At 48.2% G+C, this 16,950-nt stretch carries 16 protein-coding genes and 1 pseudogene; 11 read left to right on the plus strand and 6 right to left on the minus strand.

Features of this window, described 5'->3' with window-relative positions:
• Positions 1-215 precede the first annotated feature (215 nt).
• A complete protein-coding gene (gene udp / locus QMA35_RS10260; protein WP_281647059.1) occupies positions 216-974 on the plus strand; it encodes a uridine phosphorylase in 759 nt (252 codons plus the stop codon).
• A gap of 73 nt (positions 975-1,047) precedes the next feature.
• On the opposite strand, the gene QMA35_RS10265 is transcribed toward udp, so the two are convergent.
• Positions 1,048-1,998: a LysR substrate-binding domain-containing protein gene (locus tag QMA35_RS10265; protein WP_281647060.1), complete on the minus strand. Its 951-nt coding sequence runs from the start codon at positions 1,996-1,998 to the stop codon at positions 1,048-1,050.
• Between the two features lie 60 nt (positions 1,999-2,058).
• On the opposite strand from QMA35_RS10265, the gene QMA35_RS10270 reads away from it, so the two are divergent.
• The 6 genes from QMA35_RS10270 to deoD all read left to right on the plus strand — a co-directional run bounded on the left by QMA35_RS10270 (position 2,059) and on the right by deoD (position 8,060).
• Entirely contained in the window at positions 2,059-2,223 is a 165-nt protein-coding gene (locus QMA35_RS10270; protein WP_281647061.1) for a hypothetical protein, read from the plus strand.
• Positions 2,224-2,501: 278 nt separating this feature from the next.
• Positions 2,502-3,734 carry a NupC/NupG family nucleoside CNT transporter gene (locus tag QMA35_RS10275; RefSeq protein ID WP_281647062.1) on the plus strand — a complete coding sequence of 411 codons (1,233 nt, stop codon included), beginning with the start codon at positions 2,502-2,504 and terminating at the stop codon, positions 3,732-3,734.
• A gap of 133 nt (positions 3,735-3,867) precedes the next feature.
• Positions 3,868-4,641 carry a deoxyribose-phosphate aldolase gene (gene deoC, locus QMA35_RS10280; RefSeq protein ID WP_281647063.1) on the plus strand — a complete coding sequence of 258 codons (774 nt, stop codon included), beginning with the start codon at positions 3,868-3,870 and terminating at the stop codon, positions 4,639-4,641.
• 1 nt (position 4,642) lies between these two features.
• Positions 4,643-5,965, plus strand: a complete 1,323-nt coding sequence (gene deoA / locus QMA35_RS10285) for a thymidine phosphorylase (RefSeq protein ID WP_281647064.1) — start codon at positions 4,643-4,645, stop codon at positions 5,963-5,965.
• A 74-nt stretch (positions 5,966-6,039) separates the two neighbouring features.
• Positions 6,040-7,266: a phosphopentomutase gene (locus tag QMA35_RS10290; protein WP_281647065.1), complete on the plus strand. Its 1,227-nt coding sequence runs from the start codon at positions 6,040-6,042 to the stop codon at positions 7,264-7,266.
• Between the two features lie 83 nt (positions 7,267-7,349).
• Positions 7,350-8,060 (plus strand): purine-nucleoside phosphorylase, encoded by a 711-nt coding sequence (gene deoD / locus QMA35_RS10295; protein ID WP_281647066.1) that lies wholly within the window; start codon positions 7,350-7,352, stop codon positions 8,058-8,060.
• A 308-nt stretch (positions 8,061-8,368) separates the two neighbouring features.
• Here deoD and QMA35_RS10300 read toward each other — a convergent pair.
• The 5 genes and pseudogenes from QMA35_RS10300 to purM form a co-directional block, all read right to left on the minus strand.
• Positions 8,369-8,524: pseudogene (locus tag QMA35_RS10300) on the minus strand (helix-turn-helix domain-containing protein); the annotation flags it as partial.
• A gap of 217 nt (positions 8,525-8,741) precedes the next feature.
• On the minus strand, positions 8,742-9,149 hold the full coding sequence (gene gloA, locus QMA35_RS10305; protein WP_281647067.1) for a lactoylglutathione lyase: 408 nt from the start codon (positions 9,147-9,149) through the stop codon (positions 8,742-8,744).
• Between the two features lie 109 nt (positions 9,150-9,258).
• Positions 9,259-10,101 (minus strand): DUF3108 domain-containing protein, encoded by an 843-nt coding sequence (locus tag QMA35_RS10310; protein WP_281647068.1) that lies wholly within the window; start codon positions 10,099-10,101, stop codon positions 9,259-9,261.
• Positions 10,098-10,787: a phosphoribosylglycinamide formyltransferase gene (gene purN / locus QMA35_RS10315; protein WP_281647099.1), complete on the minus strand. Its 690-nt coding sequence runs from the start codon at positions 10,785-10,787 to the stop codon at positions 10,098-10,100. Before purN ends, QMA35_RS10310 begins: the two co-directional genes overlap by 4 nt.
• Before the next feature lie 42 nt (positions 10,788-10,829).
• Complete coding sequence (purM, locus tag QMA35_RS10320) at positions 10,830-11,876, minus strand: phosphoribosylformylglycinamidine cyclo-ligase (protein ID WP_281647069.1); 1,047 nt, start codon at positions 11,874-11,876, stop codon at positions 10,830-10,832.
• Between the two features lie 231 nt (positions 11,877-12,107).
• Between purM and QMA35_RS10325 the strand changes: the two genes are divergently transcribed.
• The 4 genes from QMA35_RS10325 (at position 12,108) to QMA35_RS10340 (ending at position 16,932) form a co-directional block, all read left to right on the plus strand.
• Positions 12,108-13,307, plus strand: a complete 1,200-nt coding sequence (locus tag QMA35_RS10325) for a DUF2066 domain-containing protein (RefSeq protein ID WP_281647070.1) — start codon at positions 12,108-12,110, stop codon at positions 13,305-13,307.
• Between the two features lie 29 nt (positions 13,308-13,336).
• Positions 13,337-14,443 carry an AI-2E family transporter gene (locus QMA35_RS10330; RefSeq protein WP_281647071.1) on the plus strand — a complete coding sequence of 369 codons (1,107 nt, stop codon included), beginning with the start codon at positions 13,337-13,339 and terminating at the stop codon, positions 14,441-14,443.
• Between the two features lie 42 nt (positions 14,444-14,485).
• Complete coding sequence (gene hda, locus QMA35_RS10335) at positions 14,486-15,193, plus strand: DnaA inactivator Hda (protein WP_281647072.1); 708 nt, start codon at positions 14,486-14,488, stop codon at positions 15,191-15,193.
• 359 nt (positions 15,194-15,552) lie between these two features.
• Positions 15,553-16,932 (plus strand): hypothetical protein, encoded by a 1,380-nt coding sequence (locus QMA35_RS10340; protein ID WP_281647073.1) that lies wholly within the window; start codon positions 15,553-15,555, stop codon positions 16,930-16,932.
• Positions 16,933-16,950 lie beyond the last annotated feature (18 nt).

Below are 16,950 nucleotides of genomic sequence, written 5' to 3' on the forward strand. Positions count from 1 at the left end.
CTATAACGATCTTGAATATCTGTATCTGAAAATTCGACAGGAGGCTCAGAAATGATCAGCCAACCTGCGAAAGAGCCTAAAAAGTCGGTTTTTTTTTTTGCTTACTGCCTGCTGAAAGCTGGCTGCAAAAAAAAATAGGTTTTGTGGCACTCTGTTTTTCTAATGGCTTACTATTGTATGAATTTCATGCGTCAGAAGAGGCTAAGGAGTACTCCATGTCTGATGTTTTTCATCTTGGTTTAGTTAAGGCGGATCTTCAGGGTGCAGAGCTGGCTATTGTGCCAGGCGACCCTGAGAGAGTTGAGAAGATCGCCCGTTTAATGGATCGCCCTGAACATCTATGCAGCCAGCGTGAATACACAATCTGGCGGGCTTATATTAATGATAAGGCCGTGATTATCTGTTCAACGGGCATTGGTGGGCCTTCGACGTCTATTGCCGTGGAAGAGCTAGCTCAGCTGGGTATCCGTACTTTCCTGCGAGTCGGTACGACTGGCGCCATTCAAACTGATATCAATGTTGGTAGTGTGATTGTCACCACTGGTTCTGTAAGGCTGGATGGTGCAAGTCAGCACTTTGCACCCCTTGAGTTCCCTGCGGTTGCAGACTTTGGCTGTACTCAGGCACTGGTTTCTGCTGTTCAGACCCGTGGAGTTGAGTATCGCACTGGTATTACCGCCTCTTCTGATACTTTCTATCCTGGCCAGGAACGTTATGACACCTTGCGTGGCTATGTTATTCGCAAGTATCAGGGTTCTATGGAAGAGTGGCAGCAGTTGGGGGTGTTGAACTATGAAATGGAATCTGCAACTTTGCTGACCATGTGTGCTGCACTTGGGTTGCAGGCAGGCTGTGTGGCTGGTGTTATTGTAAATCGTACTCAGCAGGAAATTCCTGATGCTGAATTGATGGCGAAAACGGAATCTCACGCCATAAATATCGTTGTGGATGCTGCACGTTTGCTTATGTCTTAATAATTGCCTGTTTGTGAATCGTATTGTTCTTTGCGCTCGGCTTTCCTTGCCGGGCGCGGGTTGTATCTTTTATTTAAGAAATATCTATAGCCGCCATTCCTTCTCGGCAGCTGAGCCAGAGCTGAGTGAGATCTTGTTCTTTGCCCAGCCATTTCAGGCACCATGACAAAGCGGCACCCATATTGTCTTTGTTCCATGCCATCAGACATTTACGGTTGTATTCCAACGCGGGTATTGGACGGGTAATTAATTTCCCATCTCTGAGTAAATGTTCGGCAAAGTGAATCGGAACCATTGTGACACCAGTTCCTTTGACTGCACTGTAGAGAGCTTGCCGGAAGTTAGGCATAACCAGTACCTGGCCATGGCTCGCTAAACTATCGCCACCGTGATGCAGAACACGGGCAGAATCTTCAACAACAATCGTTGTGTGATGATTGAGCTCTTTCAGAGTTACTGGTTGGTCACTGCTCGAAGCTAGGGGGTGGTCAGGCGCCATAACCAGTTTCCAGTCCAGAGGCCCCATTGTTTGCCATCCAAACTTGTTATTGGCACTGATTTCATCAGGGATTGTCACGGGGGCGCCAATTGCCAGTTGGCAGCGGTTGTGAAACAAAGCATCCCAACACCCCATATACACTTCGTTGGTTATGTGGAGGGTTGTATCTGGAAACTTCTGCCGGAATTCTTCCATGAGCAGTTGAACGGGCCCCTGGTTGATAATGTTGTCGAGAACGATGTGGAGTTCTGGCTCTACACCGGTTGCGATCTGACAGGTTGAGTTTGCCAGTTCACTCAAGTCACTGAGGATCTTTTCTCCCTGTTTTACAAAGTGTTCACCTGCAGGTGTGAGTTCTACTCTGCGGCTATCTCGAAGGAATAGAGAGACACCCAGCTCATCTTCAACTTTGCGGATGGTGTAACTGATGGCTGATGGCACTTTATGCAAATGCTTGGCTGCTGTTGTGAAATTGCCAAAGTGCGCAACGGCCTGAACAATCTGTAGTGTTTCTGTTTGAATCATGTGCGTTTCTATCAGCGTTCAAAAAAAATGAATGGCCTTACAAAATAAAGCGTTTTTCTAATGTGTGCCCAAGCCCTACTATTTGCATCACTTGCTGCTCAGGGCGGCAAGTCACCTGCTACTACGGCATTCAGGGTTTGGGTGAATCCTATGTCGACAGTGATTTCAGAATGGGATTCTGAAATGCTGGAACAGCAGGTTGAGCGAGCGATACCTGATACTTAGACCCCCTCGGCGTTTGTCGTGGGGGTTTTTTTTACAAAAAAAATAAGCAAAAAAATTTTGCAGTTTAGACATAACAAAACGCGACGTGGTTGATATAGATCAAAAGTTGTCCGTATTTGTTTGTGGACAATGGCGGCCTCGTTTCATTGTGTGAATCTTGAACAGTTAATACATGTTTTTTTGTCGTTGTTCACCTGTTTTTTTCAGGTTCTCTTGAACGCGGTATCAGGGTTCTTTCAGATATTTATAAAGATCCGGAAAGGATCAGGGGTGTTGTCATGGCCCAAGTCGGCTTTAGTATTCTGGGTGTTGCCTGTCTTATGGGGTTAGCATTTCTGCTATCCGATAATCGCAAAGCTATTAATTGGCGTACTGTGGGAGGAGCCTTTGCCATTCAGGCATCTCTGGGGGCATTTGTTCTGTATGTTCCTTTTGGGCAGGATGTTCTGGTTACTATTTCTGGTGGTGTGCAAAACGTTATTAACTATGCCAACCAGGGTATTGGCTTCCTTCTCGGACCTCTAAGTAATCCAGGCAGTGCCGGTGGCTTCATTTTTGCGCTGCACGTACTTCCTATCATTGTCTTCTTCTCTTCCTTGATAGCAGTACTCTACTACCTGGGCATCATGCAGTTTGTTGTTAAGCTATTGGGTGGTGGGCTGCGCAAGATGCTGGGTACCAGCCGTGCCGAATCCCTGTCTGCTACAGCCAACGTTTTTGTTGGTCAAACTGAAGCTCCTCTGGTCGTAAAGCCTTTTATTAAGCACATGAGTCAGTCTGAACTGTTTGCCATTATGGTGGGTGGTCTGGCTTCTGTAGCAGGTTCGGTACTGGCTGGTTATGCAGGGCTTGGTGTTGAGCTGAAATACCTTGTTGCGGCTAGCTTTATGGCGGCACCTGGTGGCCTGATGATGGCCAAAATGATTAAGCCGGAAACTGATGAAAACACAGATTCCAAGCAAGATCAGCTGACAGAAAATGCAGATGAAAAACCTGCCAACGTTCTGGATGCGGCGGCGCAGGGTGCTTCCAGTGGTATGAAACTGGCGGCTAACGTTGGTGCCATGCTGCTGGCTTTCGTGGCACTGATTGCCATGGTTAACGGTATGCTGGGTGGCATGGGTAACTGGTTCGGTATCGAGAACCTGTCCATGCAAATGATTCTGGGTTATGTCTTCTCTCCAATTGCCTTTATTCTTGGTGTTCCTACCCATGAAATTTTGCAAGCTGGCAGTCTGATCGGCCAAAAACTGGTGCTTAACGAGTTTATTGCTTACATCGATTTTGTAAGTATTAAAGATACATTGTCTGCACATACTCAGGCGGTTATTACCTTTGCTTTGTGTGGTTTTGCTAACCTGTCATCCATTGCGATCCTGCTGGGTGGTCTGGGTAGTCTGGCACCAAGTCGCCGTGGCGATATTGCCCGCATGGGTTTGAAAGCTGTATTGGCTGGTTCTCTGTCTAATCTGATGAGTGCTGCCATCGCTGGACTGTTTCTGGCGCTATAATTCGATGCTTCGATAAAAGCTTTAAAAACCGACAGAGTAACTTTTGTAAAATAAGTTACTCTGTCGGTTTTACCTTTTTCTGCCAGTCTCGCCCGCTATTGTCTGCGTGTTGGCAAACAAGAGAGAAGTGGTTATGTCCGATCTCAATTCCAGTAGCAAACTTGCTCTTCAACTGATGGATAATACGTCCCTCAACGACGATGACACTGCGGAACGTATTATCGCTCTGTGTAAGTCTTCCAAAACGGCTGCTGGTCATACTGCGGCCGTTTGTGTATTTCCAAAGTTTGTTCCTGTTGCTCAGAAAACCCTGAAAGAGTTGGGTCTTTCCAATGTGAAAGTGGCAACAGTGACTAACTTCCCGGCTGGTAAAGCTGATGTTGAACTGGCTCGCCGTGAAACAGCAGAAGCTGTTGAACTGGGTGCAGACGAAGTTGACGTAGTATTCCCTTACCGTGCGCTGATTGAAGGGAATGAGCAGATTGGTTTTGATTTGGTTAAGGCTTCCAAAGAGGCTTGTGGTGACCGCGCACTGTTAAAAGTTATTATCGAAACTGGTGAGCTGAAAGCCCCAGCGCTGATTCGCAAGGCCAGTGATATCTCCATTAACGCTGGCGCAGACTTCATCAAAACCTCCACAGGTAAAGTCGCTGTAAACGCAACGCCTGAAGCAGCCCGCATTATGCTGACTGCCATTAAGGAAAGCGGTAAAAATGTAGGCTTCAAGCCTGCTGGTGGCGTGCGAACTGCAGAAGACGCAAAAGAGCATCTGGATATTGCTGCTGAGATTCTGGGTGCTGACTGGATTAACCCTTCTCACTACCGTTTTGGTGCCAGCAGCCTGCTGCCTAACCTGCTGAACACTCTGGGTTTGAAGAAAGATCACGTTGACACCGAGGGTTACTGATATGTTTCTTCCCCAGGAAGTCATCCGTAAGAAACGTGAAGGTCTCAAGCTTTCTGAGCAGGAGATTAATGACTTTATTCAGGGTGTAACCAAAGATACGGTTTCTGAAGGCCAGGTTGGTGCTTTTGCCATGGCGACCTATTTCCAGGGTATGGAAATGGATGAACGTATCTCCCTGACCAAGGCCATGCGAGATTCCGGTATCGTAATGAACTGGGATAACGAAGGCCTGAAAGGCCCAATCGTTGATAAGCACTCTACTGGTGGTGTAGGCGACGTTGTCAGTTTAATGCTTGGCCCGATGCTCGCAGCCTGTGGCGGTTATGTGCCCATGATTTCCGGTCGTGGACTTGGTCACACTGGTGGTACTCTGGACAAGCTGGACAGTATTCCCGGCTACCAGACCAGTGTTGATGAAGAGCAGTTTCGTAAGGTTGTTAAAGAAGCTGGTGTAGCTATTGTGAGCCAGACTGGCGAACTTGCTCCTGCCGACAAACGCATTTATGCCATTCGCGATGTAACTGCGACCGTTGAATCCATCGACCTGATTACGGCTTCTATTCTTGCGAAGAAGCTGGCAGAAGGTCTCGATTCTCTGGTTATGGATGTAAAAGTAGGTAGCGGCGCATTCATGCCTACTTACGAAGCGTCCCGTGAACTTGGTGAGAGCATCGCCAAAGTAGCGACTGGTGCTGGTGTGAAAACGACTGTTCTGTTGACTGATATGAGTCAGTGCCTCGCGTCCAGTGCTGGTAACGCTGTTGAGGTAGCAGAAGCTGTTCGCTTCCTGACCGGAGAATACCGTGCACCTCGCCTGTTGGAAGTGACCGTTGCTCTGGGTGCAGAGCTGCTGGTGTCTTCTAATCTGGCTCCCGATCTGGAAATGGCCCGCGACAAGTTGATGGCCTGTCTTGAGAATGGTCGTGCTGCAGACGTCTTTGGACGTATGGTTGCTGGTCTGGGTGGTCCGGAAGATTTTGTTCAGCGTTATGATCATTACCTTCCTAAAGCCAGCATTATCAAGCCGGTACTGACAGAAATCACAGGCTATGTGTCTGAAGTGAATGCCCGTGAGCTGGGGCTGGCTGTTGTTGCGATGGGCGGCGGTCGCCGTACACCAACAGACTCTCTGGACTACAGTGTTGGCCTGACAGGTGTTTGCGCACTTGGTCAAAACATTGCGGCGGGTGAGCCGCTGGCTATGATTCATGCCAGCACTGAGCAGGCTTGGAACGAAGCTGCCCGCATGGTGCGTGAAGCTGTGATTCTGAGTGATAAGCGCCCGGAAGCACTGCCGACGGTGTATGAGCGTATTACGGCCTGAGGCTACTCTGTGTAGTAATGGCTCGCCGGAGCTTTTGATGATTCAAAGGTTCCGGACATAACAGGAGAATAAAGATGCCAAGAGCGATTGTTCTGGTACTGGACTCTTTCGGTATTGGCGCAGCGGGTGATGCAGAAAAGTTTGGTGATGTGGGTTCCGATACCCTCGGACACATTGCTGAAGTATGTGCTTCCGGACGTGCTGATATTGAGCGCAGTGGTCCGCTAAAACTGCCGAATCTGAGCAGTTTAGGCTTGCTCCACGCACATAAGAATTCCACAGGGAAATGGGCCGAAGGCATGGCAGAACTGCCAGCGACTGCCGGCTCTTATGCGTATGCTGCTGAGATTTCCAGTGGCAAGGACACTCCCAGTGGACACTGGGAAATGGCAGGTGTTCCGGTTCTGTTTGAGTGGGGTTATTTTACCGAGCATGAGAACAGCTTCCCTCAGAAGTTTCTCGATAAGCTGATAGAGGAAGCGGAGCTTCCCGGCGTATTGGGTAACTGTCATGCATCCGGTACAACTATTATCGCCGATCTGGGCGAAGAGCATATGCGCACCGGCAAACCGATTGTGTATACCTCTGCCGACAGTGTGTTCCAGATTGCCTGCCACGAAGAAAGCTATGGGTTGGATAACCTGTATAAGCTTTGCGAAATTTCACGCAAGCTGCTGGATGAATACAATATTGGTCGTGTTATCGCCCGTCCGTTTATTGGTTCTGGCCCAGAAGATTTTGCCCGTACTGGTAACCGCCGCGATTTCTCTGTTCTGCCTCCGGCACCAACCCTGCTGGATTGTTTGGTTAAAGCTGGTGGCGAAGTTGTTAGCGTTGGCAAAATTGCTGATATTTTTGCCCACCAGGGTATTACCCGTAAGGTGAAAGCCACGGGGCTGCAGGCATTATTCGACACAACTTTGGAAGAAGTTGATCGTGCCAGTGACAACACGTTGGTGTTCACTAATTTTGTCGACTTTGACTCGGCTTGGGGGCACCGTCGGGATACGGCTGGTTATGCGGCCGGGCTGGAAGAGTTTGATGCCCGTTTACCTGAACTGATGGAAAAACTGCAGCCTGGTGATTTGCTGGTTATGACTGCTGACCACGGCTGTGATCCAACCTGGCATGGTTCTGATCATACCCGCGAGCATGTGCCGCTATTGTTTTCAGGCCCCGGTGTAAAAGCTGTTGATCTGGGCGGGCGTGAAACCTTTGCTGATATGGGGCAAACGCTGGCTGAACACTTCAGCCTGTCCAAGTTGGAATTTGGTAAGAGCTTTCTGAAAGAGATTCTGTAACCAGAGTCTTTTTTTTCTCTATAGTTTTGTTAGTAAATGCTTAACCTGAGTCGAGGAGTGACTCAGGTTTTGGAGGATTTTCAATGGCAACTCCCCATATTAATGCACCTGCTGGCGCTTTTGCTGAAACTGTTCTGCTGCCTGGCGATCCGCTGCGTGCGAAGTACATTGCAGAAAAGTTTCTCACGAATGTTGAAGAAGTGACCAACGTTCGCAACATGCTGGGCTTCACTGGTGAATACAAAGGTAAGCGTATTTCCGTGATGGGTTCCGGTATGGGTATCCCGTCTGCCTCCATCTACTACAAAGAGCTGATCACCGAGTACGGCGTGAAGAACCTTATTCGTGTAGGTAGCTGTGGCGCGGTTTCTCACGATGTAAAAGTTCGTGATGTGGTTATCGGCATGGGTGCCTGTACTGATTCTAAGGTTAACCGTATCCGCTTTAAGGATCATGACTTTTCCGCTATCTGTGACTTCAACCTGCTGGAGAAGTCTGTAGCGTCTGCCCGTGAAGCTGGTGTCTCCATTAAGGTAGGTAACCTGTTCTCCGCAGACCTGTTCTACAACCCTGATGCTTCCATGTTTGATGTGATGGAGAAGTACAATATTCTGGGTGTAGAGATGGAAGCCGCTGGCTTGTACGGCGTGTGTGCCGAGTTCGGCGCTAACGGCCTTGCGATTTGCACCGTAAGCGATCATATCCGAACTGGTGAAGCTCTGGATGCAGAAGCCCGTCAGAACTCTTTCAATGAAATGATGGAAGTGTCTCTGAATACGGTTGCTTCTCTGTAAACAGAGATGTCAGTCGTTCGCTTTGTCGAGACTGTTGAGAACGGTCTCGGCAAAGGTCTGGAGATGTTCTTTTGTAGGGTTCATTCTCCCCATAATTCCAATCCCCCATATTGCCGCCATAATTGCCGTGGTTTTCTCTTTACTATTTGTACTCTTTGAAAACTCTCCCGAACCCCGTGCATCTTCATCGCCAGCTCAAACCTGTTTTGAATGCGTTCGAGTTGTGCTTTACGCAGAGTTCCAGTTGCAGCCGATGACCGGCGTTCGGTCGCCAGGGCGTGTGCTGTTTCGGCACAGTATCCATCACAGCTGGCGTTACGTCGCAATTCTCGAGACAAGGCACTCTCACTGATACCAACTCTGGCAGCGATTTCTTTTTGCATGAGGGTTGTCCCAAGAAGGGCCTCAATCTGGTATCGTTGGCCTTGAGTCAGCTGCTTGTACTGTTGGGTTTGTTTATTCATTCCTGACTTCCATTTCTGAGTGTGAGAGCTACGAAATGTACCAGCAGCTGGCTCACATCTGAAACTTCAGTCGATTGCACTTATTGTATTAACCCAGCATTAAATCACAGTTAATAATATTTAACTTTGAATTGTGGTGAGTTTTTTATTGTTAAAAAAAGGAATAAAAAAGGCGACAGTTGTTTAACTGTCGCCTTTGAAGTTAAAGTTTTTTAAATTAGCCCTTGATACCTTTAGTTGCCTGACTCATTTGTATCAGTTCAACCTTGTAACCGTCTGGATCTTCAACGAAGGCAATATGGGTCGTGCCACCTTTTACAGGACCAGGCTCGCGGCTGATCTTTCCGCCAGCTTTGCGGATGTCTTCACAGGTGGCGTAAATATCATCCGCGCCAATAGCAAGGTGCCCAAAAGCAGTACCGTGGTCGTAGCTTTCAGTGCCCCAGTTGTAGGTCAGTTCAATCACAGCCGTATCGGATTCATCACCGTAACCTACAAAAGCAAGGGTGTACTTGTATTCTTCGTTAACGGACTTGCGCAACAGTTTCATGCCGAGAATGTCAGTATAGAAAGCGATGGAGCGGTCGAGGTCGCCAACGCGGATCATGGTGTGGAGAAGTTGCATAAAATGCTCACTCGGGTTTGTATATGGGAAAGAAAGCTGCCGCTTCACAGATATTCTGGAAAGCAGCGGGGGAAATAAAAAGAATTGTACGACAAAAGCAAAGTTTGAGTTACTGGGTTTTAACCTCAGCCTTTTCACCCTTTTCACCCTTTTCACCCTTTTCACCCTTTTCACCCTTTTCACCCTTTTCACCCTTTTCACCCTGAACAATTTTTCTGTTGACTGTGGCACTCTCCAGAGAAACGATATAATCCTTTCCTTTCTCTGTCTGCTTGAGCTTAATCAGAAGATCATTCCAGTCTTTGGCCAGCCAGATCCAGGTTTGGCGCTTATTGTTGTCGCGAACCATTTTCAGGCGAACAGTGTTCAGCTTGCCAACGGGGGTATCCAGTGTTTCTTCACCATCAATTTTGAAGGTGTAGTTATCTCGTTCGTCTTCATCAATGATGTTGTAGGTGAACTCTTTCAAGCCACTGGCAACATCAAATTGAAGTTGTTGTTGATAACTTATGCGGTCTAGATCGTTTGGTTGAAGGGTCACCTTCCAGCTTTTTTTGTTTTCTTTGCTGAGAGCAAACTTTTTACCCCAGTCAAAATCAACAGCGGCTGTTTTCTTCTTACCCAGAGCGCCTTTTTCCATGTTATAGGCTTCAGGCTGAATCTTTCCATTGTTGAAGCGGAAACGGGACTCTTCATCAAAACTGTAAATCAACATGTCTGCCTTGAATGACAGGGTCCAGCTATTGTCATTGTTACGAATCAGTGAACGCTTGGCGTTACCATTGATAGGAACACCGCTCAGGTTAGCACTATAGTTCGCTTCATAAGGAAAAAGCTCAGCTTTGGAAGTGGCTGCATCAACATCGCTGGCGATAATCAGCCCGCTAAATAGTACAGGGGCGATAACTCCTGTAATACAGGAGCGCAGATTTACAGGAGTCAGTTTCATCATTCAGGTGTTGAAAGTACCGTATGTTGAAATCCCTGGGCAGGCAGGGGAACGTTATCCAGCAGAGCCTTATTCTCTTTAAGGCATAGCCGACCACTGGCAAACCAGCCAACGGCTACAGGATAGATGATATGTTCCTGCACCAAGACTCTTTTTTGCAGGGTTTCTTCTGTATCGCCAGAGCGTACAGGAATGCGTGCCTGGATAACCGGAGGGCCGCCATCCAGCTCGCTGGTTACAAAGTGCACAGTGACACCATGCTCAGCATCACCAGCTTCCAAGGCTCTTCGATGGGTATGAAGGCCTTTGTATTTAGGGAGCAGGGAGGGGTGAATGTTGAGAAGGCGTTGCTCGTAAAAACGAGTGAATTCCGGTGTCAGTATCCGCATAAAACCGGCGAGAACAACAAGCTTCGGATTGTAACTGTTAATCAGTTCCATAAGAGCCTGATCAAACTGCTCTCGGGTTTCATAGTCTTTGTGGTTTAACGCTTCGGCTGGAATTCTCGCTTCCATCGCCCGCTTTAAACCAAGAACACTGGGTTTGTTACTGATAACCGCGGCAATACGAATGCCGATATCTTCCTGGGTATCAATCAGCGCCTGCAGGTTGCTGCCACTACCGGAAATCAGAACGACGACCGGCAGGCGGTCGTCGTTGAGGTTTTGATCTGAAGGGTTACTGGCCATTTCAGAGCGGGTTATTTCAGAGCTGGTCATTTCAGTTGGTCATTACAGTCCGGTCAGTTCTACCTGTTCTTCGTCTTCTGCTGCTTCAGCAATAGAGCCGATTTCCCAGGCTGTTTCACCAGCTGCTGTGAGCAGGTCAATAGCTTGTTGCTTTTCCTCAGCAGGAACGGCAACAACCATACCAACGCCGCAGTTCAGAGTGCGGTACATTTCTTTCTGTTCGACATTGCCACCTTGTTGCAGCCACTTGAACAAGGCAGGAACTTCCCAGCTGTTGGTATCAATCATAGCTTTGGTATTGTCTGGAAGAACCCGTGGAATGTTTTCCAGCAAACCGCCGCCGGTAATATGGCTCATGGCGTTAACCAGGCCTTTATTAATAAGTTCCAGCATTGGCTTAACGTAAATGCGGGTTGGTTCCATCAGCAGGTCTGCCAGAGGTTTACCATCCAGTTCTTCATCCAGGGCGGTTTCATTCACTTCCAGAATCTTGCGAATCAGGGAGTAACCGTTGGAATGTGCACCGCTGGATGCCAGGCCAATCAGAGTGTCGCCGGCCTGAACTTTGCTGCCATCGATAATCTGTTCTTTCTCGACAACACCCACACAGAAACCGGCCAGGTCGTAATCTTCGCCTTGATACATTCCGGGCATTTCTGCGGTTTCTCCACCAACCAGAGCGCAGCCGGACATTTCGCAGCCATTGCCGATTCCGGCAACAACACTGGCGGCTACATCTACATTCAGGTGGCCGGTGGCATAATAGTCGAGGAAGAACAGAGGTTCTGCTCCGCATACAATCAAATCGTTCACACACATGGCAACAAGATCGATGCCAATGGTGTCGTGACGATTAAGGTCCATAGCCAGTTTCAGCTTGGTGCCTACACCATCGGTGCCGGATACCAGAACGGGTTCATTGTAACCTTTGGGAATTTGACAGAGTGCTCCAAAACCTCCGAGACCTGCCATAACTTCCGGGCGACGGGTACGTTTTGCAACATGCTTGATGCGATCCACGAGGGCGTTACCGGCATCGATATCGACACCTGCGTCACGGTAACTGAGCGATCCTTTATTCTCGGTCATTTTTAAATGCTGACTCACGAAGAAAAGTGGGATTTTGGGTGATGAGCTGGCGCAGGATTGTATCAGCCGCAAGGGATTTCGGCTATCTATAGGAGAGCTTTCGGTGTATTACACAGCAGATGTTGTATCAGTGGTCATACCCGAGGGCTAACTTATGGCACAATGGCTGATAATAAATGGTTGATAATAACTGTTTGATTTTCATGATTACCGGGATGGCCTGAAGACGTAATGACAATGCTTCTTTACCGGAGATGGTTTCTTCACTGGAGAGATATGTGCCTCCAGAATCAACATACTTCGCAAAAAACAGTTGGGCGCTACGGCAGATTGATGGGGCTGCTCAGTGTCCTTCTCCTCACTCTTTGGGGTGGGCAGATCCAGGCGGCGAGTGGTCAGGGAGGGCGTTTTTACGAGGCCTGGATTCCCGTTACTGATCAGAGTGATGCCAGTCGGCAGGCAGGTTTTCAACGAGGCTTGGATATTGTTCTTCAACGGGTAACTGGTCGGGCGCAGGTATCCTCTGTGAGTGAGTTTACAGATATTCGCGAGCAGGCGGGTAATCTGGTTAGTCAATTCAACTACCGGGAACAGCCGGAAGTCGATCGAAAACAGCCCTGGCAGCGTTATTTGTTGCAGGTGAGTTTTAATGAAGTGGCGTTGAATGATCTGCTCAGGAAAAAAGGGCTGGCTATCTGGGGGGCTGGTCGACCTCCTGTCCTTGTCTGGATAACACGTGAGCAGGCAGGGCACCGGGAAATTGTTGGCGGCAGTCAATTCTCCGTTATTCGGGATAGCCTGGATTATGCGTCCAATGAGTGGGGGGTTCCGCTGATTTATCCGTTAATGGATTTTGAAGATGCTGGGGCTCTGGCTGTTTCGGATTTGTGGGGGCTTTTTGCTGATCCTATTCAGCAGGCCTCAAAGCGTTATGGGGTAAATACCGTTCTCGCTGTTCGGGTTTGGCCTTCGATGGCAGGCGAGGGGTTATTTAACGCACGCTCGCTGTTTCTTTTTCAAAGGCAAACTATAAGTTCTGACTTCCGGGATATTGCGCCAGAAGAACTGGCCGAACGTTTACTTTCGACTGTCGCTGGCCAAATGGCTGGCTATTATGCTGTGACCGCTGATGGTTCTCCAGGGCGCCCGGTGCGGATTTCTGTTGATGGCATTGATACGGTTTCCATTTATGCCAATCTAATTCGTTATTTCGAAGATTTGACCGCTGTTCGTCAGGTAATGCCGATTCATGTCAGCGGAAGTAAAGTTCTTCTGGAAGTCACCATTGATGGTTCTATGGAGCAGTTGAGAGCCATTATTGATCTGGAGCGCAAGTTGGTTGCATCCTCACCATCAATACAGGATGGCGTTGGGCAGGAAGTTAATGCGATGCAGTGGCTGTCTGATTTTGACTACCGCTGGTATCAATAACTGAACTTTACTGGAGGTTGAAGAAAGGGATGACTGATAACTCTGATGTAGAACTGTCATCAGCCAGCAGTATGACGGTAGCTCAGCGCAGTTTCATACTTGGTGTTGTGGTTGTCGCAGGTGTTTTGATTTATCTGCTGGGGCCAGTACTGACACCTTTTCTTGTGTCTATGATTCTGGCTTATCTCGGTGACCCTCTTGCTGACCGTTTGGAAAAACTGGGGCTGGGAAGAACGAGTGCGGTTTGCGTGGTGTTTTTTGGCGTTATCCTGATCTTTGCCCTTACCTTGTTGGTATTGGTTCCCGGGGCCATCAAGCAGATTCGCCACGTTATCGAGCTGTTGCCGGCTTTAGGGCAGTGGCTGCAAACGGTTTTTGTACCATGGCTGGCTGAGTATATTGATATCAGCGCGGAACTGTTCAACCTTAAAGAGTTAAGCGCCAGGCTATCTGGTGAATGGCAGAGAACTGGTGATCTCCTGAAAAACCTGACTGAAGCTATTGGTGGTTCAACCAAGGCGATGGGTGCTTTTTTGGCCAATCTGTTTCTGGTGCCAGTGGTAACTTTTTACCTTCTTCGGGATTGGGATCGTTTAACGGAAAATGTGAGTCATCTGATCCCTCGAAATCTGGCCCCCACTGTTATGACTCTTTCTCGGGAGTGCGATGAAGTTCTGGCAGCTTTCCTTAAAGGGCAACTGATGGTTATGATGCTTCTGGGTATAACTTATGGCGTTGGCCTTTGGATTGTCGGGCTGCAGTTCGCTTTGCTGATTGGTTTGGTTGCTGGCTTGGCGAGCATTGTTCCTTATATGGGTTTTATTGTTGGTATTGGCATTGCGCTGGTGATGGCCGTATTTCAGTTTGATAGCTGGCTCCCTATAGGTGGAGTCATTGTCGTTTTTATTATTGGTCAGGCTCTGGAAGGAATGGTTTTCACACCGTTGCTGGTGGGAGACAAGATTGGCCTGCACCCAGTAGCAGTGATTTTCGCTATTATGGCTGGTGGTCAATTGTTCGGTTTTACCGGAATTTTGCTGGCTTTACCCGTTGCAGCTGTGATTATGGTGCTTCTTGTGCACCTTCACGGCAACTATAAGGGCAGTCACCTGTATCATGCCAGTGAGGAGTCGTGATATGGTTGTCACCTGCCAAAACCGTCGATTCATAGCGGATACATGAGTCAGCCGTTGCAATTACCGCTTAGTGTGCAGTTGAGGGATGACGCCACCTTCGCCAATTACTATCCCGGTCCTAATGATTCCCTGGTGAACATGATGGATCTGGAAAAGTGTGTCGATGGTATAACTCCGGAATCCTTCCTCTATTTATATGGCCCTTCGGGAGCCGGATGCAGTCATTTATTACAGGCTGCCTGCCACCAGACAGATCGCCTGGGGTTTCGCTCCGCCTATCTCCCAATGGATGAAATGGTCGATTATCCTCCCCGTGTTCTGGAAGGGTATGATGCTCTTGATCTTGTCTGTCTGGATAGTATTGAGGCCATAGCCGGTGATCGTCATTGGGAAGAGGCTATTTTCACTCTTTTCAATGAGCTCCGTGAGCGTGGCAAACGCCTTCTTGTTGCGGCGAATTGCTCTCCCCGCCAGCTTGAAATTCAGCTTCCTGATTTAGTATCGCGTTTATCCTGGGGGCTGGTTTTCCAGGTTCAGCCTCTCGACGATCACGATAAAGTTATGACCTTGCGTTTACGAGCCCACCTCCGAGGCCTCGATCTTTCGGAAGAAGTCGCCCGTTTTATCCTTAATCGCAGCCCCCGTACCATGCAGAGTCTGTTTGATGTTCTGGCTCAGCTTGATGGTGCCAGCCTGCGGGCAAAACGGAAACTCAGCATTCCTTTTGTGAAGGAAGTGATGGGCTGGTAGGTCTTTTGTAGCCCTTTTTTGTCAGAAACTTGCCTGATTCTTTTACCGAAGTCCTGTAATAAAGGTTTTCGGGTCATTCTCTGTGTGTTTCCTCTCTAAATAGCGGCTCTCAGTACAAAACCTTCTAAGGTGAGAGGTAAGGAATATCTCTGGCCGAGACAGGTGGTACGTTGCAGTTCGGCGCTTTCGAGTATTGAATTGCCTCCCCTGAACCTCTCAAGAGAGCCTTGCCATAGCAATATGGGTTTTGGGTTCATGCTTTTGTCTAACAGACCGGCGGGAACCATCCACGTATTGTTGTGGTCACGGGCAAAGATATGTCCGGTCAGAAAATACATGGTACACACGGAGGTTTCACCATGAAATTAGAAGGTACAGGCACTCTCATTCAACTTGGTAAAGCTATATACGAAAAGGCAGATCAACTCGTTCGCCGGGGTAAATACAAGTCCATGGCTATTGCTGAAAGGAAAGGTGAGCAAAAGCTGCCTCCTGCAGAGCAGCAAGCCCACTTAGAGGGAAAATCTCATACGGCAAATGTTTCTGTTCCCACGGCTCCCAAGGTGTCAGAAAAACTTCTGGAAAATTCCAAGAGAAAGCATCAGCAGCATGCTGCTCCAAAAGGTGGGTATAAGGACGTGCACTTGAAGACCCGCAGAGACGATCAGGGGGTGAAGTTGAAGCAAGCATTGAATCCATCTGATCACCCGGACAGATTTAATTTTACCCAGTTTGAAGATGGAAATTGGGTGGCGACACCAAAAGACCCTGCAAGTGGTGCAAAACCTGAAATTAAAGCTGAGTATAGGCGTGACAGGCTTTTGGAAAGTATTGAGAAACATGAAGCAGATCGTCAGGAAGGTATTGGTCAGTGGAAAGGTGGTGCGACTGAAAGTGAAAGAAGGGAAGAGATGAAAGCTGCACATAAAGGAAAGTATAAGTATCAAGAGGGGGCTTATCCCCGTGCAGCGCTGGTAGACGCTGGCCGCTACGGAACATACTTTGAAGATGATAAGAGAATGTCTGCGGTCATGGATCTCGAGAACCGCCTGGACAATAAGTTCATGGGTCAACGTGCTGAGATGCTGCTCAATGGCGCTAAAGGGAAAGTTTTTGACTGCCAGGAGCACAAGACCAGAACGGAAAAGCTCTTTGCCAAAGTTATGAAGTTTGTGACTCGTCTGAAGGAGACGAAAATCTTCCGTGGAAAGCAGCTGCCTGATCAGTTGGTTAATAAACTGTCTGATTTGCTAACTAGCATTGCAAGCAAGAATCGTTCTTCAGCAAATAAAAAGCTGAAGCAGGCGGAGGCAAACTTGTGGGGCCTTCAGCACAGACTTGAAATGAACAATGAAAGTAACCTGGATTCAAGTGCTGGCGACGTTTCTCGCATGAGAATGTTCAAACCGGCAGGTGGTTGGGATGCAGCTTATTACAATGATGAACTGACTGATGAGCCATTTGATGGTGATGAAGACCAGCTTGCAGCTGCCTATGTTCCCCAATCTCGTAGTGAGGAGCCTGTAATGACAGGTGGAGATGACGCAGCAGTTTTGCTGCTGGGTGCTATGAGGGATATTGATAGGGATACCTCTGGTTCCACAGTGCCGGTTGAGATACTTGTATCTACGTTATCGCAAGGCTCAGAGGCTATTGAATTGAGCGCTCTTACCGCTGTGATTGGTGAAAGTAATTTCAGTGGTGATAATGGTAGTGCCGAGGAAGAGACTAATTTGTAACAGTTATCTTTTTAAATC

This window comes from Parendozoicomonas sp. Alg238-R29 (assembly GCF_947331445.1).
GTDB lineage: Bacteria > Pseudomonadota > Gammaproteobacteria > Pseudomonadales > Endozoicomonadaceae > Sansalvadorimonas.

What these genes read in the sequence shown, in the direction of transcription:
- QMA35_RS10290 (WP_281647065.1), top strand. Translation starts at nt 6,040, where the DNA reads ATGCCAAGAGCGATTGTTCTGGTACTGGACTCTTTCGGTATTGGCGCA.
- QMA35_RS10330 (WP_281647071.1), top strand. Translation starts at nt 13,337, where the DNA reads ATGACTGATAACTCTGATGTAGAACTGTCATCAGCCAGCAGTATGACG.
- deoD (WP_281647066.1), top strand. Translation starts at nt 7,350, where the DNA reads ATGGCAACTCCCCATATTAATGCACCTGCTGGCGCTTTTGCTGAAACT.
- deoC (WP_281647063.1), top strand. Translation starts at nt 3,868, where the DNA reads ATGTCCGATCTCAATTCCAGTAGCAAACTTGCTCTTCAACTGATGGAT.
- QMA35_RS10265 (WP_281647060.1), bottom strand. Translation starts at nt 1,998, where the DNA reads ATGATTCAAACAGAAACACTACAGATTGTTCAGGCCGTTGCGCACTTT.
- udp (WP_281647059.1), top strand. Translation starts at nt 216, where the DNA reads ATGTCTGATGTTTTTCATCTTGGTTTAGTTAAGGCGGATCTTCAGGGT.
- QMA35_RS10275 (WP_281647062.1), top strand. Translation starts at nt 2,502, where the DNA reads ATGGCCCAAGTCGGCTTTAGTATTCTGGGTGTTGCCTGTCTTATGGGG.
- deoA (WP_281647064.1), top strand. Translation starts at nt 4,643, where the DNA reads ATGTTTCTTCCCCAGGAAGTCATCCGTAAGAAACGTGAAGGTCTCAAG.
- QMA35_RS10310 (WP_281647068.1), bottom strand. Translation starts at nt 10,101, where the DNA reads ATGATGAAACTGACTCCTGTAAATCTGCGCTCCTGTATTACAGGAGTT.
- hda (WP_281647072.1), top strand. Translation starts at nt 14,486, where the DNA reads ATGAGTCAGCCGTTGCAATTACCGCTTAGTGTGCAGTTGAGGGATGAC.
- purN (WP_281647099.1), bottom strand. Translation starts at nt 10,787, where the DNA reads ATGGCCAGTAACCCTTCAGATCAAAACCTCAACGACGACCGCCTGCCG.
- QMA35_RS10340 (WP_281647073.1), top strand. Translation starts at nt 15,553, where the DNA reads ATGAAATTAGAAGGTACAGGCACTCTCATTCAACTTGGTAAAGCTATA.
- purM (WP_281647069.1), bottom strand. Translation starts at nt 11,876, where the DNA reads ATGACCGAGAATAAAGGATCGCTCAGTTACCGTGACGCAGGTGTCGAT.
- QMA35_RS10325 (WP_281647070.1), top strand. Translation starts at nt 12,108, where the DNA reads ATGACAATGCTTCTTTACCGGAGATGGTTTCTTCACTGGAGAGATATG.
- gloA (WP_281647067.1), bottom strand. Translation starts at nt 9,149, where the DNA reads ATGCAACTTCTCCACACCATGATCCGCGTTGGCGACCTCGACCGCTCC.
- QMA35_RS10270 (WP_281647061.1), top strand. Translation starts at nt 2,059, where the DNA reads ATGTGTGCCCAAGCCCTACTATTTGCATCACTTGCTGCTCAGGGCGGC.